Source organism: Pauljensenia sp. C0170B5, assembly GCF_056590195.1.
On record NZ_JBWPVR010000001.1, the window covers coordinates 21,701 to 44,666 of the forward strand.

Below are 22,966 nucleotides of genomic sequence, written 5' to 3' on the forward strand. Positions count from 1 at the left end.
GCATGTGAACGAGCAAAGCAGGTTAAAGTATCAAAGGAAATGTTCGCGTCGAAAGCCGTTCATGAATAAAAAAGTCTTGACTGTTGCCCTTGCCTTCATCGGCATCACCGTTGGTGCAGGTTTCGCCTCAGGCCAGGAAGTTCTGCAGTATTTTTCCGGATTTGGGGTGTGGGGCATCGTCGGCGCCGTCATCACCGGTGCGGTGTTCTCATTCGCAGGTCTGGTGGTCGTTCAGCTCGGATCATACTTTCTGGCCAGCGACCACAACGTGGTATTCGGCGGGGTGGCACATCCATTCCTTGCCCGCCTGTTCGACATCATCATCACGTTTACGCTCTTCAGCCTGGGTTTCGTCATGATTGCGGGTGGCGGCTCGAATCTCGAACAGCAGTTTGGACTGCCGACATGGATGGGTTCCGCGATCATCACGGTGCTGGTCATGCTGGTGGGAATGCTGGATGTGGACAAGGTTACGAAGATCATCGGCATGATGACGCCCGTGCTGATCCTGTGCGTCCTCATCGTGGTGATCTGGTCATTCACGCACATTGATGCGGCGTGGGAGGATATCCACGAGTCTGCGCAGCTGGTGGACACGGCCCTTCCGGCGTGGCATATTTCGACCCTGAACTACGTGGGCGTGTGTCTGTCCACCGTTGTGTCGATGGCGATCGTCATGGGCGGTGACATCACGGATCTGAAGGTTGCCGGGCGCGGGGGAATGATCGGCGGCATAGTCTACGGCGTACTGCTCACACTGGTCGCCGGCGCGTTGCTGACGCAAATGACGACCGTGTATGACCAGGACATGCCGATGCTGGCACTGGTCAACCACATCCATCCGTGGTTTGGCTTTGCGATGGCAATCGTGACGTTCCTGATGATTTTCAACACCGCGATTGCCATGTTCTACGCGTTAGCCAAGCGTTTCTCCAACGGTGGCGACATGCGGTTCCGCGTCATCTTGCTGGCGCTGACAGTGGCAGGGTTCGGGCTGTCATTCCTCGGGTTCAAAGAGCTGGTCAACAAGCTCTTCCCGATCTTGGGGTACTGCGGCATCGTGCTGATGGTGGTGCTGTTTTACTCGTGGATCAAGACTCGCCAGGACATCATCGACGAGTCGGAGCGACGCGACCGCATTCTCAAGTTGATACGTCGCCGTCTGCGCCTCGATCGCGGTTTTTCCCGCAAACACGCCAGGCAGCTGCGCCACGAAGTCGAGGACTCCGATGTTGAAAACGTCGAACTGGTCGACGCGATGGGGGCCGTCGCCGCGGAGGAACTTGAAGAAGAAGGCATCGACCACGACGATTGGGAGTCGATAGCCGACCGTCAGGAAAACCAGGCTGCCACAGAAGCCGGCGAGCAGGTCTCAGCTGACAAGCACTGAGTCATACTCCGCGCGCCCTGCGCTTCGTCAGTCGCAGGCAGTGATGCGGTACAGTTTCGCCGTGCCGCCAGTGTCGACCAGCTCGAAGCCGTGGGATGTGTCCACGTTGTAGAACCCTGGCATTCGCGAGGAGCGTGCGAAGTTGTAGTACTGGCCATCTTCGTCCTCAAAGAAGTGCGTGATTCCAAGGTCACGAACCACTTGGCACACTTCGGGATTGGTGTGGATCTCATTAAAGGATCGGCGCAGGATATCTTGCGAAACCGTGTCCTTGTTAACCGTCGACAGTTGCCTGAACACGACCTGACGCTGTCCGATCGACAGCGAGTAGGCCTCGCCGGCGATGGGATCTCCGACGATCAACGCATCTTCTGGCACCGTCTGAGGCATGCGCCGGAACATGTTCAGCTCCGCGTTCGTTGACATTCCGGGTTTGCCCAGGTGATCTGCGTCGTACACGTATCGCACCGCCCACACCCGAGCATCCATCGCGCCGCCCAGTGACATGGCAACGATCCACACGCCGAGCAGTGCGCCGACCCGCCACAGTGACGATTGCGCATGATGCTCGTCAGCGGCGCGCACCCTGTGCGAGCGCACCCAGTTCACGAGCTGCTCGAAACCGAACGCGATCAGAGGAATCATCGTGAGGTTCTGTACCCCCATGATGCGACGAGCATCCATGTACCACGGTGCCAGCAGGTAGGTGCGTCCGGGAAAATCTGGCGCATACGCCATGAAAGTCAGTGCCGCGAACAGCAGGAAAGAGACAATGAGCCAGGTTGTCGGACGCGGCCCATACGATTCGCGCACGCGCTGGCGCGTTGCGATCCACAGGTCGGCTCGTTCGCTCACGGTCATGGAGGCCGTCGACGAGGGCGGCTCCGTCGAATCCTGCAGCATTGCCGAGGGCTGCTCTGCCGCATCGTGAGGATCTGCTGTCTGGCAGTGGAGTGCTGCATCGGTTTGCGCTGCCTCGTCGGAGGGGGCCGCTGCGCCGGAAGGCACTACTGCCTCGGGCTGCGGCACTGACGGCCACGGCCAGGTGGGAATGTCGTTCTTGACCACTCGAGACCACACAAATGCGCCGCGGATCAGCGCAATGATGCCGATCAGCATCAGCACCGCGGTGATCGTGATGGTCAAGATCAAGCCGATGGTGCGGGTGAAAGGCGGATAAGGGGTCAGGAAGGTCGAGAAAGCCTGCTCGTAAGAAATGCCCCGCCTCGGGTAATCCCCCATCGCCTGCACGCGATCCATACCCAGCATCCACAGCGGCGCGCACACCGCCACCACGCACACCACCCCTGTTGCCGCAGCCACGCCGTAGTGACCGATCCACGCGGAGCGCCTGACGAGGATGAACATGGACGCAATGATCGGTGGAATCAGCAGCACAGCCAGTGAAAACGCGGCCGTGGGGTGGGCGAGCACCATGCCGACGAAGCCCAGGGCAATCAGCCCTCCCAGCGGAAGATGTGCAAACGCGCCAGCCAACCCACGATCGGTCGATCGCGCCAACCGCCTGCCCCAGACCAGGCTCATTGCAGCAATTCCCGGCAGAAGGATGACTCCCAACGCGTTGGGCCACTGGTTGTACATGGTCAGGGCGTCAGCCGGCATGGAGAGCATGCAGCCCGCAGCAACGGGTGCCACGACAACGGCAACCCGTGAAGTGGTGACGACAGCAGTGAACGCTGTGCCACCGATCGCCCACAGCGCCATCAGTGCCAGCGAGGCCGCGTTTGACGTTTGAATCACGGTTTCGGGCGTGGCGAACAGCGCCGTGAACGCATGCCAGGCGTTCGGGTAGAAAACTTCACGTCCACCGTACAGAGGTGCCAACCCTCCGAAAGGATCCGCACGTGAGGTCTCCAGAATCGACCACACACCATTGACGTGGAAAACAGAGTCCCACTGTTGCACGGGATCACGCGGATTGGCCGCGATCAGCATGGGCAGTGCGGCCAGCACCCAGCCGACAAACACCATGAACCAGATTGCGCCGCGCGCTCTGCGCGACAGAATGCGGTAGGCGTGCGAGGCCGGCGCATCTGCCCGCAGTGGTGGCCGCGCCACCAGGCTGTCTCCAAGCAGTTCGCCATGTTCAGGGTTTGCGCGCCGACGCAGCACATAAACCGCAGCTCCGGCGCAGGTCAGCAATGCCAGGACCGGCATAACGGTAGCGCGGGTATACGGAACTCCCAGCGCATGCCAGATCATCGACAGGATCGACACGGTTCCGACAGTGAGTGCCGGTCCGGCTGCGGCAGCCACCACCGATGAACGGATCTGTGTGCGCACCCAGAAATAGCCGGGAAGGATTGCGATGACAACCATCGCGATCACCAGTGGCATCAGCCCCAACCATGCAACCCAGTTCATGAATCAGCTTTCTGTGGCGCGATCGGTGCCGGTCGGGTCACCCTCGTCAATTGCCGTGCTGCTGGCCCGCCGAAATGCCTCAGGCTTCGGGTCGACAGCTTCGGGACCAGAGCTGACTGACCCGGACCTGCGATCAGCAGCCTCAGAAGCGGCATCGACTGCATCCGACACCTGCGCGGATGCTTCGGCTGCTTCAGCGCGACCTTTGCGAGACTGACGGACACGCTGAATGGCGAACTCGGCGATCATGGGGATGACCGAGACCACGACGATCAGGATGATAATGACTGACAAATTATCGTGAACGAATTGGATACCGCCCAGCGCGGAGCCGGCCCATGTGATGCCCACGCCCCAGGCCAGAGCGCCCAGCGAGTTATAGATGACGAACTTGCCGTACGGGTAGCGCGCGATACCGGCGGCAAGCGGAATGAATGTGCGCACAAACGGGATGAAACGCCCGATCACCAGCGAGCGCCCGCCATACTTCACGAAGTAGCGTTCAGCCTGGTGCAAATGCTCGGTCTTCAAAATCCGCGCATTGTCAGAAAAGAGACGCCGCCCGAATCGATGCCCCAGCCAATAGCCGATCTGTGCGCCGATAAACGCAGCGACGAACGTCAGTGCAATCAAGGTCGGCAGGTGCAGCCCCAAGCGCTCATGAAGCAGACCGGCCGTGAACAGCAGGGAGTCGCCAGGCAGCACCGGGAACAGAATGCCCGATTCGATCAGGACGATCAGCAGCGTGCCCCACAGCACCCACGGACCCATCGCGAGCAGCAAGGATTCGGGATCGTGGAACCAACCGATGACGGTTGTCAACCACGATTGATCGGTTGGCATCACGGTTACAGCCAGCACAAGTTCCCTTTCATAAGCGGGGCATAACACCTCAAAACGGTGCACGCACTACCCTATATGTGTTACTGCACGAATAGGCGTTGCGCCATTAGGATAGATCGTATGACTTTGAAGGGCGCGGATTCGACGGCACCCCAGTCGACGACATCCGATTGGGTCGAACCTGGCTCAGCCACATCCACATCCGCATCGCCCTCCGCGGCGTCAGGCCCGTCGACGCCCACACCGCACGGATCCACCACGAACGCTTCTGCCAAGACTGACACTGAGCCGCCCGGCTCAAACCCCGACGCGTCCATCGATGACCTGTCGATCGACCAGCTCGCCGCCACTCAACGCGCGACCGCTCCCCTTCCGCGCCTGTCGCGGCCCGCGTATTTCGCTGACCGTCATGAGGAGCGCACGCGCCGACGTGAGGATCTGACCGACGTTATCCTCGCACTCCTGGGAATCGCACTGGTGTGGGTGTTGGGTATGTACGCCCATTCAACCACGCAAGGGGTCACCGACGATGTGCGCAACGTCTTTGCCGGCGCTCTGCGAGCCATTTTCCTGCTGCCCGTCACGCTGATCGAGGGCCTGATCATTCTGGCCGGCCCTATCGTCATCGTGGGCGCGCTTGCCCGGCGAGGAAGACTCACCACCATCATCGAAACACTCCTGACCGCGGCGATCGCGACGTTCACTGGTTGGGTTCTGATGATAGTGCTCGATCATGTACCTGCCGATTTCACGGCTCCGTTAGGTGCCACCGGCACCTTCGGCGCACACGCCGCCATCAACCTGGTCCTCATGACGCTTGCCGCGTTATTCACCACAGCCGGCGAAACGACGCATATGCGTTCCATCCGCTACGGCTGGCTCGGTCTGGCGGTCGTCGCATTTTTCGGCGTCATTCGCGGCACCATGAGCCTTCCGTCAGCGCTCGTCTCCCTGCTGCTTGGCCGTATGATCGGCTCACTGGCACGATGGGTCCTCGGTTTCGAGGATCAGCGTGCCACTGGAATCGACATTGTCGAAGGCTTGCTGTCGATCGGCATTGTCCCCTCGCGGATCATCCGTTCCGACCTGGAAACGTCAACCTCGCCGCTGGTGACGTGGAAGATTGACGAGGTAGACTCACGGCGCGTCAATCCGGATCGCCATCCAACAGGGGACGGGTCTGCCTCGGCAATCAGTGGGGCCGACATGCAGCCGGGGCGCGATACGGCACTAGTGGGTGCTCGGCCAGGATCGACCGCGGTGCAAGCCGGCAGCGAGACGACCAATGCCGGCACGCCTGAAACTGACGTGACCGATGAGGTGACCACTTCCACTGATGAGGAAGCTGACGTCACTTCCACGCGCCAGGATCTGCACATGTTCACCACCGATGTGGACCTGGTTGAATACACCGTCACGCGTTACCCGCAACGCCCCGACGCCCGCCACTATGCGGTGTGGGATGACCACGGCAGGCTGTGGGAAGTACAGGTGCTTGATCCGGGTCGCGAACTGACAGGCACGCTGATCGACGTATGGAACAATCTGCGTCTGCGCGGGATATCACGATGGGTCTCGCCGTCGCTGAAAGCCAACGCTGAACGCTCCACGCTGACGACGCTGGCTGCGCACAGAGCTGGCGTGCATGTTGCTGAACCACTGGGAATGGCCCAAGTAGGCGATTCAATCCTGGTGGCATCCAAGGCGATCCCGCCGGTGACAACGCTCAAGGATTCGCCTGATCACCTCCTGTCTGACGACGTACTGGATCAGGTGTGGAATCAGTTACTCCTGGCGCATTCCCGGTCGATCACGCACCGCGATCTCACGTTCGACTCGGTGATGCTGGACGCGTCCGGACAGGTATGGCTGCTCGGCTGGGATCAGGGCGAAGTAGCAACGAACGAGCTCAACCGCAGGATCGACATTGCTCAGATGCTGGTGTTGCTGTCGGTGTGCGTGGGTGAAAAACGCGCCCTGGAAAGTGCGGTGCGCGCGGTAGGCATCCGTGAACTCAAGGCCAGCGCGCCGGTGTTGCAAGGCGCGGTGCTGCCCGCGCAGATCAGCCGTGCCGTGCGTAAGAGTGAAACGTTGGCAAATCTGCGAACTGCGATTGTGGGCGATGAGAAGAACGAATCCGCCCAGCTTTTGAAACTTGAACGCTTCGCCCCGAAGACGATTATCACGGTCGCGATCCTCGCGGTGGCCCTCATCGTCGTGCTCGGCTCGATGAACTTCCGCGAAATCGCTGATGCTGTTACGTCTGCCAGCCCGGTGTGGATTCTTATCGCGTTCATCCTGGGTGCGCTCACGTGGTTCGGTGCTGCCGTGCCTTTGGTGGCGTTGTCTACCGAGAAGATCAAACTGTCTGACGCGACCCTGGCACAGATCGCCGCGTCCGTTGTGACGGTCGTGGCTCCTGCCGGTATCGGTCCTGCGGCGCTGAACCTGCGCTTCCTCAATAAACAAAAAGTTGAGACACCGATGGCGATCACCACGGTCACGCTCATGCAGATCTCCCAGTTCCTGACAACTGTCGCATTGCTTTTCATCATCTTGCTGACCGGAGCATCATCCACACCGCTTAACATTTCCCTGCCGACGTCGACGATCGTGCTGATCGTGGTCGCAGTACTGGCGGTGGTGGCCACAGCGCTCGCAGTGCCGAAATTGCGCAGGTGGCTGTGGGCAAAAATCAAGCCGACGTGGAAGCAGATCTACCCGCGTCTGATCTGGATCGTGGGTCAGCCCAAGCGTATCGCCGCCGTCCTAGGTGGAAACATCGTGATGAATATCGGCTTCGTCGGCGCGTTCTGGGCAGCGCTCAAGGCTTTCGGCGGTGAGCTCAACCTGCTGACCCTGGCGGTGACATATCTGGCGTCGAACTCGTTGGGATCAGTGATCCCCTCGCCTGGCGGTATCGGTCCGGTGGAAGCTGCGTTGACCGGCGGACTGCAGGTTGCCGGCATCCCCGTCTCGGTGGCACTGTCCACTGCCGTCCTGTACCGACTGGTGACCTTCTACGGTCGTATCCCCTTCGGATGGGCGGCCCTCAAGATCATGCAGAAGAAGGATCTGCTCTGAATCTTCGGATCGCATCACGTTGTGCACCGGAGGTGGCTCGACCGACGTGGCCACGTAAAACGCGATAATGTGCGTGTATGGACATTCAGCGTACTTCTTCTGATTCTGAATCACCTGGTCGCGCAGATTCACATTTGACGCGCACCGTGCCCGTCTCCGGCTCACAAGCCTCCTCCACCGGCTCTGCTGGTGCAGACGAGAATTCCGCACCAGCAGGATCAGCTACGCACGGCACTGATGCTCGTGCGGCGCGCTCACAGTCGTCGCGCTCCTCGTCATCCGTCCTGGTCGCCATTGCCGCTGTTTTGGCAGTGGTCCTGGCGTTCGCCGCCGGAGTGTTCGTTGGGCGAAGCACCGCGCCGCAGCCGTCACAGGCACAAAGCGAGGCGTCCTCGCAGACACAGGACGAGGCGGCATCGCAGCAAGGTGAAAACTCTGAATCCGCAACCACTCAACAGCAGCTGGACTACGCTCCCTCGCAGACCAATGAGGAGGCGTTGAAGATTCTGGCCGATGAGCCACGACGCGATCCCAACGACCCGATGGCGCGCGGCGAGGTCGACGCTCCCGTCGTGATGGTCGAGTACTCGGATTACTCGTGCCCCATGTGCGCCAAGTACGCCCAGGAGGTTGAGCCCAAGTTTCAGGAACTGATTGACAATGGGACGCTGCGCATCGAGTACCGCGACATGGTGATCTTCTCCGACAAGGGGTCTGACATCGCTGCCGCCGCTGCGCGGGCAGCCGGCCTGCAGGGCAAGTACGTCGAATTCCACGAAGCGGTTTTCGCTCAGGCTCCCACGCAAGATCATGCGTCCTACACTGAAGAGTCCGTCACGCAGATTGCTGAGCAGGTAGGTGTGGCAGACCTGGATCAATTCCGCGCCGACCTGACGTCCGAGAAGATCAAGGACGCCGTCCAGGCTGATACGCAGCACGGCAAATCAGTGGGGTTGACGGGAACACCCTCGTTCTTCATCAACAACGCGTACCTGACAGGTGTCTACCCTGTTGACTACTTCATCCGCACCATCGAGAATCAGGCTGCTGAAGCCGGCAAGGCGATCGAGCCGGCGGCCGAGAAGTAGGCAGAAGGATTAACCGCCGCGCCCCTGCGCCCACTTTGCCCGACAATAGAGGTAGAAGGTACCAGAGAGTCGAACAGGACTGGCGGGCCGGCCCGTCCGCACCGCTGGGAACTCGAAGCTGCACAGTCCAGACAGTCGCACCGTCAGATAGGAGCTTTTCATGGGACGCATCAATCTTTCACGATGGATCGGTTTGGCCACGGCTGGCGCTACAGCAGCTGGTCTGGTGTTGGTCGTACGCTGGCTCGCCTTCCAGCAATCGCGCTCAAATGCGCGCCAGGACGCCCAGTTCGACGTCAACACCCATGAGAGCGACAAGACGCTGGAGAACGTGTGGGTCGTGTTCAACCCTGCCAAACAGTCAGACACTGAACAGTTCCAGGCCCACGTCGAAGAAGTAGCGCGCTCATGCAACGTCTCCCACATCGAGTGGATTGAGACAAGCGAGGAAGATCCCGGCACCGGGCAGGCCATTGAGGCCCTGACGAAGGGCGCATCACTGGTCATCGCTGCTGGCGGTGATGGGACCGTGCGTGCAGTTGCGGCCAGCCTGGCTCACAGCGGCGTGCCGATGGGAATCATCCCCGCCGGAACCGGCAACCTGCTGGCACGCAACCTGAATATTCCCACCGACGACCTGGATGAAGCCATCCGTATTGCGCTGGGCAGCACCTTTATTCACGGTGACTTGGCGTGGCTGCGGATGGAAGATCCGGACGAGGTTGGCGACCTGACCGCTGAAGGCCAGCTGATCCGCGAAGCACGCGAACGCCTGGATGCGAACGGTGACACCATCGCAGAGGATGATGAATTCGCCTACACGGTCATTGCCGGAATGGGCTTTGATGGCGAGACGATGGCGAACACGGATTCTGGTCTGAAGAAGAAGATCGGGTGGATTGCCTACGTCATTTCCGGTGTGAAGGCGCTGCACGGCAAACGCATGAAGGCGTCACTGAAGTTGAAGGATGCCGTCTCCGCCGACCAGTCGACGGTGGCTCCTGACCTGGCAGAACACCCCGACGCGCAGGCAGACGAGGGTGACCGCCCTGATGTTGAAGAACTGAGCGATGTGCCGGCACGGACCATCATGGTTGCCAACTGTGGTGAGCTGCCCTACCTGGTGCTGGTGCCTGATGCGGATCCGACTGACGGACTCCTCGACGTGGTGGCAGTGGACGTGCGCGCAGGTCTGCTTGGCTGGGCAGATGTTGCGGGGAAGATTCTTGCGCAGGGAGCAGGATGGACACCACTGGATCTGCCTACTTCGACCGGCCACATGACAGCTCGCCAGTGCCGCGATGTCAAGGTCGACGTCGATCAGCCGCGCATCGTGCAAGTCGACGGGGATCCGGTCGGAACAGCCTCGACCGTGCATGTCAGGGTTGACGAGTCTGCCGTCGATATCGCAGTTCCGCGCCAGTAACGCTCAAGGGACTCGCTCTCCGGCAGCCTGCCTGACCGCCGCCTACTGGCGTTCGGACAGCGCAATGTTGGCGGAAATGGCGTGCCCGATCCTCCGCAGCATCGCATCATCAGCCCACTGGCCATCGGTCAGCGTGTTGGGACGTTCTGCGTCCCCAAGCCCCAGCAGTTCCTTCCACATGGGGATCAGTTCGTGGTGGTAGGTGTGCCCGTGCCCACCGGGTGCCCGACCCGCCACCGGCAAATCAGCCAGCACCTGCAGGTATGTCCCGATACGGGTGTACTCCATGGACGGTGACACGTCGCGGCCGGCTTTTTCACGCATCCAGTCCGGCTGGTACCACGCCAGGCGGCCCGTCCACCACACCACCGGGTCGGACGGGTGTTGTGCGTAGATGATGCGCGGGAAGTGCCACGGCCCGAGTTCACGGCCGTATATATCGTGGCGCAGATCCTCCGGACCTGTCGCAAAGCGCACATGCCGCGCATTGTCCACAACAGGTGCCACCTCGGGCGATCCGCGATGCCTCTTTTCTGTCAGCTCCTGATGCATCGGGGTGAACGAGGGCGTCCCCACCCACAGCGCACCGTCCACCTGACGCATCACATCGGCCAGGTCGGTATACACAGCCTGTGAGGCGAATGCGCCGAGCGACTCTCCAGTGATATACAACGCCGGCCGCTGATTAGCAGGCAGACCGTCCACTGCCTTCTTGACTGCCTGGTACAGCATGATCGCGGCTTCGACGCAGTGGTCCAATCCGGTCATCCAATGCAGGGACGAGGGCGCGTAGGAATACTGCATCGACGCTGTGGCGCAGTTGCCGCAGGTCAGGTACTCCAGAGGCTGCACTTCCCACTCGTCAACCCAGCCGGATCCCGTTGACGTATTGACGGCGATGACCGCCCGCTCGAATGCGCCGGTGCGTTCCAATTCGCGCACCACCATGTCAGCTGCGTCAGCGAGGGTCTGCCCGCCTGTCGGCATGCCGGCGTAGACGCGAATAGGTTCGAGGGCCTCGCGCCCGGTCACCTCTTCAATGTCGTGGCGCGAGGGGCCTCGTCCCAAAAACACGCGGCCCTGACCGCCAACGGATGCCCACGACACCAGGGAATGGTGGGATCCGGATCGTTCGGGCACCTCGGGACGAAAGATCCCTTTGGCGGTGCGGTTGTTCATTTCCCATGCCTTTCGGGAAAAGAACGTGACACCTCCAGCGATAATCACTTTTGAGGTCAACAGGATCAGCAGCGCCACGATGATTGCGCATCCCACCGCCAACGCAATCCACATCGGTATCCATCGCGCCAGGAAAGTGACCAGGGTGGCCAACATCCACAGCAACGCATCCAGTACACCGATGATCACGTGGAAGAGCACAAATGCTCCGAGCAGTCCCAGCACAATGGAACTGATTCGCGGACCGGGCATGTCCACCAGTTGCGCAGCTGAGCGGGCGTGGATGAATGACTGAACAACTGATCGGATGAACCAGATCATGAAAATAACGAATGCGGCCCACCGCAACCCGGTTTCGGTGGCAGGCGAGGCACTGATGGTTAAGTCAGTCAGGCGCAAAATTAATGTTCCGGTGCTCTCGATCACCACTCCCACCACGTATCCGAGCGATGCAAGAACGCCGGACACGACGGATTGCCACCACCAGGATCTGGGCAGCAGGGACGGCGACACGGACACTGCATACATCACCAGCGCGGCGATAATGCCGAGCAGAGATGGACTGTCGAGCACCCGTCACCTCCGTGTTGCATGGAATGTCAGACGTGGGGATACGTTCACGTCCGCGTCCTCTCTATTGTACGAACATCGCACCGCATCACCACGATTCACCTGACGTTGGCGTCACCTTCGACCGCACGTAGTCGGCACACTTATGTGACAGAATCGAATTATGACAGCAGATACATCGAAGACACCCTCGTCCCCCCATCAAACCCTCCCGGAGTTGCCGCCTGCGATGCGCCGTCTGGCTGGCGACGTGCACATCCCTGACCCGATGGATGCTCCCAGTATTCGGTGGGGAATCATTGGTGCCAGCGGCATTGCCCGCACGATGTGTACCGCGATCAATGCGTACACGACTTCACGCGTCGTCGCGGTCGCTGCCCGCGAACCGTCCAGGGCAAAGGCGTTTGCACGTGACAATGACGTCGAGCGGGCTGTGGATTCGTACGAGGAACTCGTGGCGTGCGATGACGTGGACGCGGTGTATGTGTCGACGATCCACCCCTACCATGCACGTTGCGCGCTGATGGCTCTGCGTGCGGGCAAGCCTGTGCTGGTGGAAAAGCCGTTCACGATGACGGCACAGCAGGCACGCGATGTTTTCGATGCGGCTGAACGAGCGCACCTGTTTGCGATGGAGGCTATGTGGATGCGCCACTTGCCTCACCATCACGTTCTTCGCGCCATCCTCGCCGGAGGGGGTCTGGGAGCGGTGCATTCGGTTCATGCTGATCACGGGCAGCGCCTCCTTGACGTTCCGCGCCTCATTCGCCCTGCGCTGGGTGGCGGAGCCGTGCTGGATCTGGGCGTGTATTCCCTGTCTTTTGTCCATCAGGCGCTCGGTGCGCCCGAGGAGCTGTCGGCGCACGGCCGGATGCGTCCTGATCACCTTGACACCGCTGAGGTTGTTACTGTGCGCGCAGGCGATGCGCTGGGTGTGGCTCGCGCCGCGATGGATGCGCGTTCAGCTACAGCGGCCGAAGTGGTCTGTGCAGGTGGGTGCCTGGAGTTGCCTGAGCAGTTCTACCAGCCCGGTATCCTGCAGTTGCGCACGTGGGATGACGAGGGGACCGAAGTCGTGGAACAGTGGGATGCCCGCATTCCCGGCGGCTTCCAGTATGAGGCGGCTGAAGTGGCGCGCTGCCTGGCCCAGGGTCACACCCAAAGCAGTGTGATGCCGTGGCGCACAACGGTGGAGGTCATGGACATGATCGATCAGGTGCGTGCCCAGCTCGACATCCGCCATCCTGGAATTAATGGGTAGGGTTTGCGCTGGTGGCAGCGCGTAAGAATCGCCCCGGCATCACTGTTAAAGCTGCCGGCACACTTTAGTTGAGTCCGTTGCGCGCAATCCACGTCATCGTGACGACAGGGATGGACACCCACTGGTCGCTTTCGTAGCGCAGGTGTTCGTACAGGTACCAGTGCAGGTTGCGTTGCATGCGTTTGCGCATGGCCGTGCTCGCCCGCAGGTACGAGGAGCGGGTGCGTGCCAGTTCCATCACCTGTTCGGGCAGTAAGACGTGCATCCACCTGCAGGTATGCAGCGTCGCCGGTGTGATCGGCGGGTCCCACCTGGGTGGTTTGTCGGGCCGGTGCACGTCGCCCGAACGCATGATCCGTGTCAGGCGGTGCACCCACGGCATCCGCACATCCATCTGGTTGAACACTGCTGCCACCACGCCGCCAGGTCGAACAATTCGCGCCAGCTCGGCGCTCGCCTCATGCGCATCGACCCAGTGCCACGACTGTGCAAATACTGCACCGTCGACACTTCGATCCGGCAATGTGGTCCGCTCCCCGGTTCCATCAATCACGCGGATAAGCCCTGAGTGCGCCTGATGCCATGGTGTTCCATCCGCAGCTGGGTCGCCCTCGTTCATGGCCGAATTGTCGGCGACGTCATGCCCATGAAGAACGCCGGTGAGTTGATCGCGCATTGCCCGGGCCGGTTCAACGGCAACAACATCGACTTCGCGCCGTGCCAGTGCGAACGTCATTTTTCCTGTGCCGGCACCGATGTCTGCGATACGCACTGGCGACCCGGTCTGCAGGCCGCTCGCCTCGCAGGCACCGATCAGTGTGTCGACCGCTGCAGCCGGGTATCCGGGGCGGATGTGCCCATACGAGGACGTGGCACGCTCGAAAGGGTTGACGTCGTCAGTTTTGGCAATATGGGAAGTCGGCACTCAGTCAGCCTACTGCATGGGTGATGCGCCGCAGACAGACAGACGAGCCGGCGCTGTACCCAGTGAGGTACCTGCGGCCGGCTCGTCTGTCTTCGTTCCTGTTCAGGTGCCGATTGATTCGAAACAGCCGAAACGGATTGCTGTGGTCAGTGCGATCACCGGGATCACGATGCACAGCACCATGAAGACCATGTCCGCCCAGCTGACTGTGGAGGGGCGCGCCCAGGTGCGCCGCGTATCTGCACCGAATCCTCGTGCTTCCATCGTCACCGACAGTTTGGCGGAGCGGCGCAGCGCAAAGACGAGCAGTGCGAACGCTCCCTGGAAGAACGCGATGAACCTGTTGGCGTCACCGAGGCCGCGCATGCGTCGAGCCTGCATGAGCGCTTTCCAGTCGGCCATCATGAGTCCGGCCATACGGACACCTGCCAGGGATGCCAGGACGGGGCGTGCCGGCAGGTGCAGTATCTGTCCGAGTCCATCTGCCATGTCAGTCGGATCGATGTGAGAGAACACAACGATCGCCGGCATTGCGACGGCGATGATACGAAGGAATATTCCTGCTGCCAACGCGATGGAGCGGTCACTGATCGCCATCGGCCCCCAGTGCCAGTACAGCGTTCCACCCGGGTCGGCGTACAGGAGCATTGACACAGACGCCAGCGGTGCGGCGATGATGACCGGGATCATTCTCACTGCTATCTGTTTCGCACTGATTCCCACCAGTGGGAGCAGCAGCAGTTCACAGATCAGCGCAATGCCTGCACTGACTGTGTCAATGGAAGCGATCAGCGGGGTCGTCATTGCAGCGATTCCCAGCACCTGCGTCACCGGGTTGACCTTCTTGAGCAATGCGCCTCGCTTGTGTGCACACGAATGCCCCTCATTGCCGAGGGCGTCCACGCCATCTGTGCTCTCACTACCACCGGCAGATGCCGGATCTGTGCGTGCGTCGGTTCCAACTTCGCTCAGATCAATGACGTTGTCCGCCATTGCTTCAACAAATGAGTGGTCGTGCGTGATCGCCACGAGCGTGGTGCCGGCATCGACCACTGAGCGCAGCAGTGCCACCAGTTCGACCCATGTGGACCGGTCCTGTCCGAAGGTCGGCTCATCGGCGATCACAATGTCCGGCGCGCTGATCAGCGCGGTCGCCACCGACAGGCGGCGTTTTTCTCCACCGGACAGTGTCATGGGATTCGCGCGAGCAAGGTGCTCGAGTTTCAGAGCTTTCAGGAAACGCTTGACCAGTTCGTCGCGCTGATCGTCCTTCAGCTTCGCCAGTGTCGGCCCGAGTTCGAGCTCTTCTTGAACAGTACGGCACACAAACTGGTATTCGGGTTCCTGGAAGACCATGGACAATCGTCCGACCAAGTCTCGCGAGCGCCATTCGTACGGGTCGGCGCATTCCGGACGGCGTGAGACTGTCTGTTCGGGCCCCTCGCCGGGCGCAGAGGTTTTATCCGACGCTGCAGTGAGCGCCGGATCGATTCGCACCTTGCCGTCAAGCGGCTTGAGCAGGCCGGCCATCGTTAAAGCCAGTGTTGTCTTTCCCAATCCGTTTCCGCCGACAATGCAGGTGCATTTGCCCTGTGGAATACTCATCGAGATGTCGCGCCGAATCGGATGAACCGGGTCGTATCCGATAGTCAGGTCACTGACAGTGATGGCATCCGTGTTGGTGGCGACCGGATCATCCTGGCTGCCACTCACGATGCTGTCAGTGTGCTGATTGCGTACGTCACGCCGACTGTCACCGATCACCGCTTCTTCGTCACCTGGTAGCCAGATCCCGCATTCACGCAGGTAATCAGCCTGGTCATGCAGGACTTCCTGCACGGTGCCGTCGGCACCGATTGCGCCGTCGATCACCACGATGACGCGGTCAATCAGTTCCATCCACACGTCAACGCGGTGTTCGATGATGATTGCTGTGGCACCGGTACGTTCCAGTACTGCGCGGGTCGCGTTGCGGACCTGCTGGACGCCCTGCGGATCCAGATTGGCTGTCGGCTCATCCAGAAGCAGCAGACGCGGATCCATGGCGAGCACGCTTGCCAGTGCAAGACGCTGTTTCTGCCCACCGGATAGTTTTGATGTCGGATAGTCCAACGGAATATTCAGGTCCACGATGTGCAGCGACTGATCGACGCGCTGCCAGATTTCCTCACGTTCCACCGCCAGGTTCTCGCATCCGAATGCGACGTCGTCACCGGCCCGCGCCAGCACGACCTGTGCTTCCGGATCCTGCATGACCAGGCCGATGGAGCCACGCATTTGTTCGGGGCGAGCCCCGTCAACAGTGAGCGTGCCGTGAGATTCACCCTCGTCGTCGCCCCCGAGCACGCCGGCAATACCGCACAGCAGTGTTGACTTTCCTGACCCGGATGCCCCCAGTACGAGGACGTGTTCGCCGGGCCTGATGTCGAGGGTGATCTGATTCAGTGCCCACGCGCGTCTACCGGCGTGACGCCATCCCCATCCATCGATGTGAACGGAGGCGCCCGTATCCACGCGGGTAGTTGCCTCCGGACTCATACGAGTTCGTGGCGCTCGCGTCCAGCTGCGAAACGGTCAAGCGCGCCGGTCTGAGCCAGTCCGCGCACGATGAACCATCCGAGCAGGCCTGCCAGCAATGCGCCGGAGATCTGCGTGGTGATGAAGTACGTGACGTTGAACAGTGCGCCTTTGGCGTGGTTGTAGGCGATGAATTCCCAGACGAATGCACCCAGAGCTGAACCCATACCGGTCAGAATGCCGATCGGCAATGTGAAGCGGCGGTACAGAACAATCAGGAGGATCAGTTCAGCTCCGAGTCCCTGCACGATGCCTGAATACACCGCGCCGATGCCCCATTGCGATCCCAGAGCTGCGGACATACATGCTGCCAGGAGTTCAACGAACAGTGCGGCACCGGGTTTGCGGATGATGAGGCCACCCAGAACACCGCCAATCAGCCAGATTCCAACGGCGATTCCGCCCAGACCCGGGGTGAGGGCATCCATCGCTTTGGTCCATAAATCACCGGGCTGGTTCCACAGCAGGAAAATGCAGCCGCAGGCTACCGCGAGGATTGCAGCTGTCACAAAATCAACAACGCGCCAGCTCAGGCGCGGCTTCTGGTCAGTCATCGTGTCCTCTTTCTCGTGTATGACCTTGAAGACGCGCACGAGAAGAGAGCCTTCCTTCGCCGGTTTTAACCCGGATCAGGTTCAACGGTCGAGGGGCCCTATTCCCCCTCCTCTCAACCCAGCACAACTGGGCTCCCGTGGCAGTAAACGTGAGTATAGTACGAGGCGGCTCAGTAGCGCAGCCTCAGGCTGCGCCTTCCAGGTAGGCCTTCAGTGCCGGCAGGACAACATCCCACGTGCCCTGCGCGTCTTCCCATGCCTGGCGCACTTCAGCCTCGTCATCGCTGACGGATGTAATATCTGATTCCTCGACGTGCACCTGCACCAAGCTGTCCTTCTCGGACAGTGATACTTCCACGCGCGTGGTGCGTTCTTCAGGGAATTCGTCCCCTGCAAGCGGGTACCACCGGAAGGAAATGAGATCCATCGGATCTTCATCTTCCTTTTCGATCAGCCATGCACCGGCATCCGGATCTTCGATACGGTACAGGCCGTCCTCGCCGCGTTCAAATTCATGGTCGCCGAATGGCCCGTCGTTGACCCACCAGCCCGGCTCGCTGACCGCTTTCCATACGGATTCGAGGTCCGCTGCAATTGAAATGTCTGCTTCAACCGCGTCGAGGTTGTCCACCTTGTCCATTGATTCGTCATCGTCGTCGAAGTAATTCATGTCTTAACGGTAATCGTTGCCCACCACGACTTTCCAGCTTTTGACGCATTAGCAGATCAAAGATACGGCGCATGACGGTTTCCACCGATACGATAAAGACGTGAATGCGGCGCAACGCTCAACTTTGCGCTGTGCCTTCTTCACAACACCTTTCTGTGCGCGTGCCACGAGCATCGCACAGTCGCTGCTTGAACAAAGGAGTACGTGTGCTCGTCGGAGTACCAGCCAGCAATGCTGATCAGCCACTTGTCGCAGCCACCCCTGACACCGTCACCAAGCTCAAGAAACTGGGTTTCGACGTGTGCGTACAACGAGGCGCTGGGCAAACCGCTCAATTTCCTGATTCATTATTCGAAGATGCGGGAGCCACCCTCGTCGATGACCGCGGTGCGTGGGGAGCCGACATTGTCCTCACTCTCGACGCCCCCACAAGCGAGCAGATCGCGGCGATGCAGTCGGGCGCAACACTGATTTCCCGCCTGGCACCCGCGCGCCACCCCGAACTGCTCGACGAATTGGCGAGGGCGAACATCACCGCGCTGGCTATGGACACCGTGCCGAGAATTTCCCGTGCTCAGGCGATGGATGTCCTGTCCTCCCAAGCCAATGTTGCCGGATATCGAGCCGTCGTTGAGGCCGCTCATCAGTTTGGCCGCCTCTTCACCGGTCAGGTCACCGCGGCCGGGAAAATGCCGCCGGCACGTATCTATGTGATTGGTGCGGGAGTTGCCGGTCTGGCAGCGATCGGCACCGCCAACTCCATGGGCGCTGAAGTCTACGCAACCGACGTGCGTCCCGAGGTGGGCGAACAGGTTGAATCGATGGGAGCCACATTCGTTCCGATCCCGGTGGGCCGTCAGGAATCCAGTGACGGTTATGCCAAGGAGATGGACGCTGATCAGGCGCGCGCAGCTGAAATACTGTACGCCGAACAGGCTGCCTGCTCCGACATTGTCATCACGACAGCAAACATTCCGGGGCGTGCCGCTCCGCGCCTGCTCAGTGCCGATGCGATTGATGCGATGCGTCCGGGCAGCGTGATTGTGGATATGGCAGCTGCCAACGGCGGTAACTGTGAACTGACGTCACCCGGGGAAATTGTGCGAACCGAAGGTGGCGTCACCATTATCGGCCTGACCGACCTGGCGGGCAGACTCCCAGCACAATCCTCCCAGCTGTACGGGCAAAACATTGTGAATCTGCTGCGTCTGGCCACGCCCGACAAGGATGGTCAGCTCACGCTGGACATGGATGATGAGATCATTCGCTCCATCACTGTGACGCACGAGGGCGACGTGATGTGGCCACCGCCGCCGGTCAACGTGTCGGCGGCTCCTGCTCCTGCTCCGACTCCGCGCGAAGACCCGGCAGCAGTCGCTGCCAGAGCGGCTGATGAGTCACGAAAGGAAGCGTCCCATAAGCGTAACCGCGTGATCGGAATTGTCGTGGCGATAGCCTTGGCCGCCCTGTTGATTTTGACGTCACCGCTGATGGTCTCCAGCCATTACATCGTGCTGGCGCTTGCAGTGGTCGTCGGGTTCTACGTCATTACGAACGTGACGCACTCGTTGCATACGCCGCTCATGTCGGTGACGAACGCGATTTCCGGCATCATCCTGGTCGGCGCTCTGCTTCAGATCGGATCGTCGAACGTTTTGGTCACGATCATTTCCTTTGCCGCCATACTCGTCGCGTCGATCAACATTTTCGGCGGCTTCACAGTCACCCACCGCATGCTCGCGATGTTCAAGAAAGACTGAGGCAGATTTACCGTGTTCACCAACCTTGTCACATCGTTTCCCCAGGACCTCATGTCAGCTGATATTCCGGGTGCCGACCTCCTGTCCGGTGGCTTCGTCTCACACTTCGTTGTGTTCGCCTACATTGTTGCCGCCATATTCTTCATCCTGGCGCTGGCCGGACTGTCCCGTCATGAGACGGCTCAACGTGGCAACAATTCAGGCATCATCGGCATGGCGATTGCGCTGGTCGCCACCATAGTCCTGGCTCTCACGTCGCAGCCGGCACGCGGGGTGGTCGTTACCGCGATCCTGATTGCGCTGGCAATGAGTATCGGCGCAGTGATCGGCATCTGGAAGGCACGCAACGTTCAGATGACCGGCATGCCGGAACTGATCGCATTGCTGCACTCATTTGTCGGCCTGGCAGCAGTGCTGGTGGGGTTCAATTCCTACCTGGCACCCGACGCCAATGCGCTTCTGCTGGGAGGATTCCACCTCGGTGAAGTGTTCCTGGGCATCTTCATCGGTGCCGTCACCTTGACCGGCTCAATCATCGCGTACCTCAAATTGTCCGCGAAGATTTCGGGCGCACCGTTGATGCTTCCGGGGCGCAACTGGATCAACCTTGCTGCCATCGTCGTCTGCCTCATCCTGATGGTACTGTTCGTGCGTCAGGACGGTTTCACCGGAGTTGGCATTGCAGCGTTAATCATCATGACTCTCATCGCGCTGGCACTGGGTGTGCACCTGGTGGCCGCGATCGGCGGCGGAGACATGCCCGTTGTCGTGTCCATGCTGAACTCGTATTCCGGGTGGGCTGCGGCAGCGGCCGGCTTCATGCTCAACAATGATCTGCTCATTATCACTGGCGCGCTTGTCGGCTCCTCCGGCGCGTACCTGTCCTACATCATGTGCAAGGCGATGAACCGTTCGTTCATCTCCGTCATCCTGGGCGGTTTCGGATCGACAGGTGCGACTGCGTCAGCCTCGGACGAAACAGGCGAATATCGCGAGATTGACGCTGCGCGTGTCGCCGAGATGTTGACGGATGCGCAGCACGTCATGATCACTCCCGGGTACGGCATGGCAGTGGCTCAGGCACAGTATCCAGTCGCGGACCTGACGAAGCGACTGCGCGAGGCGGGTGTGGATGTCCGCTTCGGTATTCACCCTGTTGCAGGTCGCCTGCCCGGTCATATGAACGTGCTGCTGGCTGAAGCCAAGGTTCCCTACGACATCGTGATGGAAATGGATGAGGTCAACGATGATTTCGGTGATGTTGACGTCGTCCTCGTCATCGGCGCGAATGACACGGTGAATCCTGCCGCCGAGCAGCCCGGCTCCCCGATTGCGGGAATGCCGGTGCTAAAGGTGTGGGATGCACACGATGTCATCGTCTTCAAACGTTCGATGGCGACCGGCTATGCGGGTGTACAGAACCCGTTGTTCTTCAAGGACAACACGCACATGCTCTTCGGTGATGCCAAAGCCTCAGTCGAAGCAATCATTTCTGCGTTGAACTAGCTCGTACGCTACACCTCGGCAAGATCGCGGCGCATCTCCACCATGGCACCGGGATCATCCACCACGTCGATTCCCACGTCGACAAGCAAGTCGCGAATGGTCACTGCCAGCGACCGAGGCTGATAGTCCCATTCGTTGCGCGCTTTCGCGCCTGAAACGTGTGGCAGATCCTCAAGGGCACCCAGCGATGCCGATGTGAAAATATCCGAATTGACCCACGATCCGATTTTTTCGCCCACGGGAGCCAGCCAGTCCACCCACCGCAACGGAAATACCGGCACCGCACGCCCCGAATGTCCTGCGAGCGCGGAAGCGATTCGTACCAGTGTCGACATGGATGCTCGAACACCAGGCAACAAGTACTGCTGCGAGGTTTGGCCCTTCTCGAAGGCGTCGATCAGCCCTCCGGCAACATCGCGTACATCCACCCAGTCGAAGCCGCCAGCCACGACCGCAGGTACCCGGCCTCGTGCAGCATCCAAAATGATTTCGTTGACGCGCGACTGTGTCGGGTCGGTCGGCCCAATAATTCCGGTTGGCATACACACCACCGCGTCCAGTCCACGCGCGATCTGTCGACGCACCGCTCGATTTCCTGCCGCCTTTGAGCGGTCATACAGCGGGCGATCTGGCCCGGCAGGCGGCGACTTTTCAGTGATGACCCCTTTAGTCGCATTGTCGAGGGCATGCACGGACGAGCAGTGAACCATTCGGATGTGGTGTTTCAGCGCCGACCTGGCCACGACTCCGGGTCCAGCCGAATTCAACCTCCACGCCTGCGGGTCACGTTTCTTCAAGGTGATGGCGGCCGCCAGGTGAATGACACCATCAACGCCGCGCATCGCCTCATCCACCTGGGCGGGTTCCAACACTGATCCGGTGACATACTCTCGCTGCGCACTGCACACACCATCATGAACGAGGGAGCCCCGCGTACCACTGGCAGGTGCCACCTGATCGAAACAACGCACGGCATAACCTCGTGCTTCCAAAGCGGGCACGAGGTTGCTTCCCACATATCCGCTGGAACCTGTGACTAAAATGCGTGGGTATTCAGTGGCATTCGTGTGCATCGCTATCCCCCTTTTCTCACCTTAGTGCGCGTTGACACCGAGGGGACGTCCTGGACGGGAAGACGTGTGGGCTGGGTTCAGTTATTCAGAGCGAACTCGACTTCCACCTCGACTGACGCGTTGAGCGGCAATGCGGCTACGCCGACGGCAGAACGTGCGTGAGGCGTTCCGAAGATGTCCTGGAAGAAGTCAGAGGCCCCGTTCAGAACACCAGCCTGGCCGGTGAAGCTTGGGCGGGAAGATACAAAACCGGTGACTTTGACGACGCGTGCCAGGCGGTCGACGTCTCCGGCGACGCTTGCTGCTGCCGCAAGCGCGTTGAGCGCGCAGATGCGGGCTGCCTCGTAAGCATCGTCTGGGTCTGCGCCGTCCTCTCCGACTGCACCAATGCAGGAAAGCTCACCGTTCTCCAATGGCAGCTGGCCTGATGTGCGAATCACTCCGCGGTCTTCAACTGCCGGAACATAGGCCGCAACCGGTGCTGCAACTTCCGGAAGTTCGTATCCTGCCTGCGACAGTCGCGCGCTCACCGATTCCATTGTGATCTCCTTAGTTCGAGCTGTTCATCTAACTAGGTTTATTTGACCATTTTGGTTCGAGAAAAGCGACGCAGCAGCGCGAGATGTCTCCACCTGAAGCAACCACCTGTCATGTCGCATTAAAAAGGGTGGGCCG

The 22,966-nt window shown here is 60.3% G+C and carries 15 protein-coding genes and 1 pseudogene; 7 read left to right on the forward strand and 9 right to left on the reverse strand.

What is annotated here, in order from left to right:
* Positions 1 to 61 precede the first annotated feature (61 nt).
* The gene (locus AC1EJZ_RS00115; protein WP_285015322.1) at positions 62 to 1,390 is read left to right on the forward strand and encodes a YkvI family membrane protein; all 1,329 of its coding nucleotides are present in this window, start codon (positions 62 to 64) and stop codon (positions 1,388 to 1,390) included.
* A gap of 27 nt (positions 1,391 to 1,417) precedes the next feature.
* On the opposite strand, the gene AC1EJZ_RS00120 is transcribed toward AC1EJZ_RS00115, so the two are convergent.
* Together AC1EJZ_RS00120 and AC1EJZ_RS00125 are read right to left on the reverse strand one after the other, a co-directional pair.
* Positions 1,418 to 3,775, reverse strand: coding sequence for a DUF6541 family protein (locus AC1EJZ_RS00120; protein ID WP_285015325.1), 2,358 nt, complete (start codon positions 3,773 to 3,775; stop codon positions 1,418 to 1,420).
* A 204-nt stretch (positions 3,776 to 3,979) separates the two neighbouring features.
* Positions 3,980 to 4,618 (reverse strand): annotated as a pseudogene (locus AC1EJZ_RS00125) (DedA family protein); the annotation flags it as partial.
* Between the two features lie 120 nt (positions 4,619 to 4,738).
* On the opposite strand from AC1EJZ_RS00125, the gene AC1EJZ_RS00130 reads away from it, so the two are divergent.
* The 3 genes from AC1EJZ_RS00130 to AC1EJZ_RS00140 all read left to right on the forward strand — a co-directional run bounded on the left by AC1EJZ_RS00130 (position 4,739) and on the right by AC1EJZ_RS00140 (position 10,216).
* Positions 4,739 to 7,702 (forward strand): lysylphosphatidylglycerol synthase domain-containing protein, encoded by a 2,964-nt coding sequence (locus AC1EJZ_RS00130; protein WP_480293726.1) that lies wholly within the window; start codon positions 4,739 to 4,741, stop codon positions 7,700 to 7,702.
* 77 nt (positions 7,703 to 7,779) lie between these two features.
* Positions 7,780 to 8,790, forward strand: a complete 1,011-nt coding sequence (locus AC1EJZ_RS00135; protein WP_058237635.1) for a DsbA family protein — start codon at positions 7,780 to 7,782, stop codon at positions 8,788 to 8,790.
* A 160-nt stretch (positions 8,791 to 8,950) separates the two neighbouring features.
* Positions 8,951 to 10,216, forward strand: a complete 1,266-nt coding sequence (locus AC1EJZ_RS00140) for a diacylglycerol/lipid kinase family protein (protein WP_480293727.1) — start codon at positions 8,951 to 8,953, stop codon at positions 10,214 to 10,216.
* Between the two features lie 42 nt (positions 10,217 to 10,258).
* On the opposite strand, the gene AC1EJZ_RS00145 is transcribed toward AC1EJZ_RS00140, so the two are convergent.
* Positions 10,259 to 11,968 (reverse strand): alpha/beta hydrolase, encoded by a 1,710-nt coding sequence (locus tag AC1EJZ_RS00145; RefSeq protein WP_480293728.1) that lies wholly within the window; start codon positions 11,966 to 11,968, stop codon positions 10,259 to 10,261.
* Positions 11,969 to 12,128: 160 nt separating this feature from the next.
* Between AC1EJZ_RS00145 and AC1EJZ_RS00150 the strand changes: the two genes are divergently transcribed.
* Positions 12,129 to 13,226, forward strand: coding sequence for a Gfo/Idh/MocA family protein (locus tag AC1EJZ_RS00150; protein WP_480293729.1), 1,098 nt, complete (start codon positions 12,129 to 12,131; stop codon positions 13,224 to 13,226).
* A 64-nt stretch (positions 13,227 to 13,290) separates the two neighbouring features.
* Here AC1EJZ_RS00150 and AC1EJZ_RS00155 read toward each other — a convergent pair whose 3' ends face one another.
* The 4 genes from AC1EJZ_RS00155 to AC1EJZ_RS00170 form a co-directional block, all read right to left on the reverse strand.
* The gene (locus tag AC1EJZ_RS00155; RefSeq protein ID WP_083314399.1) at positions 13,291 to 14,151 is read right to left on the reverse strand and encodes a class I SAM-dependent methyltransferase; all 861 of its coding nucleotides are present in this window, start codon (positions 14,149 to 14,151) and stop codon (positions 13,291 to 13,293) included.
* 102 nt (positions 14,152 to 14,253) lie between these two features.
* Positions 14,254 to 16,689, reverse strand: a complete 2,436-nt coding sequence (locus tag AC1EJZ_RS00160; RefSeq protein WP_480293730.1) for an ATP-binding cassette domain-containing protein — start codon at positions 16,687 to 16,689, stop codon at positions 14,254 to 14,256.
* Complete coding sequence (locus AC1EJZ_RS00165) at positions 16,686 to 17,282, reverse strand: ECF transporter S component (RefSeq protein WP_058237943.1); 597 nt, start codon at positions 17,280 to 17,282, stop codon at positions 16,686 to 16,688. The genes AC1EJZ_RS00160 and AC1EJZ_RS00165 overlap by 4 nt, the downstream gene beginning before the upstream one ends.
* 184 nt (positions 17,283 to 17,466) lie before the next feature.
* The gene (locus AC1EJZ_RS00170; RefSeq protein ID WP_285015348.1) at positions 17,467 to 17,952 is read right to left on the reverse strand and encodes an SRPBCC domain-containing protein; all 486 of its coding nucleotides are present in this window, start codon (positions 17,950 to 17,952) and stop codon (positions 17,467 to 17,469) included.
* Between the two features lie 206 nt (positions 17,953 to 18,158).
* Between AC1EJZ_RS00170 and AC1EJZ_RS00175 the strand changes: the two genes are divergently transcribed.
* Together AC1EJZ_RS00175 and pntB are read left to right on the forward strand one after the other, a co-directional pair.
* On the forward strand, positions 18,159 to 19,712 hold the full coding sequence (locus AC1EJZ_RS00175) for a Re/Si-specific NAD(P)(+) transhydrogenase subunit alpha (RefSeq protein ID WP_058237626.1): 1,554 nt from the start codon (positions 18,159 to 18,161) through the stop codon (positions 19,710 to 19,712).
* 51 nt (positions 19,713 to 19,763) lie between these two features.
* Positions 19,764 to 21,218 carry a Re/Si-specific NAD(P)(+) transhydrogenase subunit beta gene (gene pntB, locus AC1EJZ_RS00180; RefSeq protein ID WP_082628704.1) on the forward strand — a complete coding sequence of 485 codons (1,455 nt, stop codon included), beginning with the start codon at positions 19,764 to 19,766 and terminating at the stop codon, positions 21,216 to 21,218.
* An 8-nt stretch (positions 21,219 to 21,226) separates the two neighbouring features.
* On the opposite strand, the gene AC1EJZ_RS00185 is transcribed toward pntB, so the two are convergent.
* Both AC1EJZ_RS00185 and AC1EJZ_RS00190 read right to left on the reverse strand, forming a co-directional pair.
* Positions 21,227 to 22,291 (reverse strand): NAD-dependent epimerase/dehydratase family protein, encoded by a 1,065-nt coding sequence (locus AC1EJZ_RS00185; RefSeq protein WP_480293731.1) that lies wholly within the window; start codon positions 22,289 to 22,291, stop codon positions 21,227 to 21,229.
* A 77-nt stretch (positions 22,292 to 22,368) separates the two neighbouring features.
* Positions 22,369 to 22,830 carry a RidA family protein gene (locus tag AC1EJZ_RS00190; protein WP_070726036.1) on the reverse strand — a complete coding sequence of 154 codons (462 nt, stop codon included), beginning with the start codon at positions 22,828 to 22,830 and terminating at the stop codon, positions 22,369 to 22,371.
* Positions 22,831 to 22,966 lie beyond the last annotated feature (136 nt).

What these genes read in the sequence shown, in the direction of transcription:
- AC1EJZ_RS00115 (WP_285015322.1), top strand. Translation starts at nt 62, where the DNA reads ATGAATAAAAAAGTCTTGACTGTTGCCCTTGCCTTCATCGGCATCACC.
- AC1EJZ_RS00120 (WP_285015325.1), bottom strand. Translation starts at nt 3,775, where the DNA reads ATGAACTGGGTTGCATGGTTGGGGCTGATGCCACTGGTGATCGCGATG.
- AC1EJZ_RS00130 (WP_480293726.1), top strand. Translation starts at nt 4,739, where the DNA reads ATGACTTTGAAGGGCGCGGATTCGACGGCACCCCAGTCGACGACATCC.
- AC1EJZ_RS00135 (WP_058237635.1), top strand. Translation starts at nt 7,780, where the DNA reads ATGGACATTCAGCGTACTTCTTCTGATTCTGAATCACCTGGTCGCGCA.
- AC1EJZ_RS00140 (WP_480293727.1), top strand. Translation starts at nt 8,951, where the DNA reads ATGGGACGCATCAATCTTTCACGATGGATCGGTTTGGCCACGGCTGGC.
- AC1EJZ_RS00150 (WP_480293729.1), top strand. Translation starts at nt 12,129, where the DNA reads ATGACAGCAGATACATCGAAGACACCCTCGTCCCCCCATCAAACCCTC.
- AC1EJZ_RS00160 (WP_480293730.1), bottom strand. Translation starts at nt 16,689, where the DNA reads ATGAGTCCGGAGGCAACTACCCGCGTGGATACGGGCGCCTCCGTTCAC.
- AC1EJZ_RS00165 (WP_058237943.1), bottom strand. Translation starts at nt 17,282, where the DNA reads ATGACTGACCAGAAGCCGCGCCTGAGCTGGCGCGTTGTTGATTTTGTG.
- AC1EJZ_RS00170 (WP_285015348.1), bottom strand. Translation starts at nt 17,952, where the DNA reads ATGAATTACTTCGACGACGATGACGAATCAATGGACAAGGTGGACAAC.
- pntB (WP_082628704.1), top strand. Translation starts at nt 19,764, where the DNA reads ATGTCAGCTGATATTCCGGGTGCCGACCTCCTGTCCGGTGGCTTCGTC.
- AC1EJZ_RS00185 (WP_480293731.1), bottom strand. Translation starts at nt 22,291, where the DNA reads ATGCACACGAATGCCACTGAATACCCACGCATTTTAGTCACAGGTTCC.
- AC1EJZ_RS00190 (WP_070726036.1), bottom strand. Translation starts at nt 22,830, where the DNA reads ATGGAATCGGTGAGCGCGCGACTGTCGCAGGCAGGATACGAACTTCCG.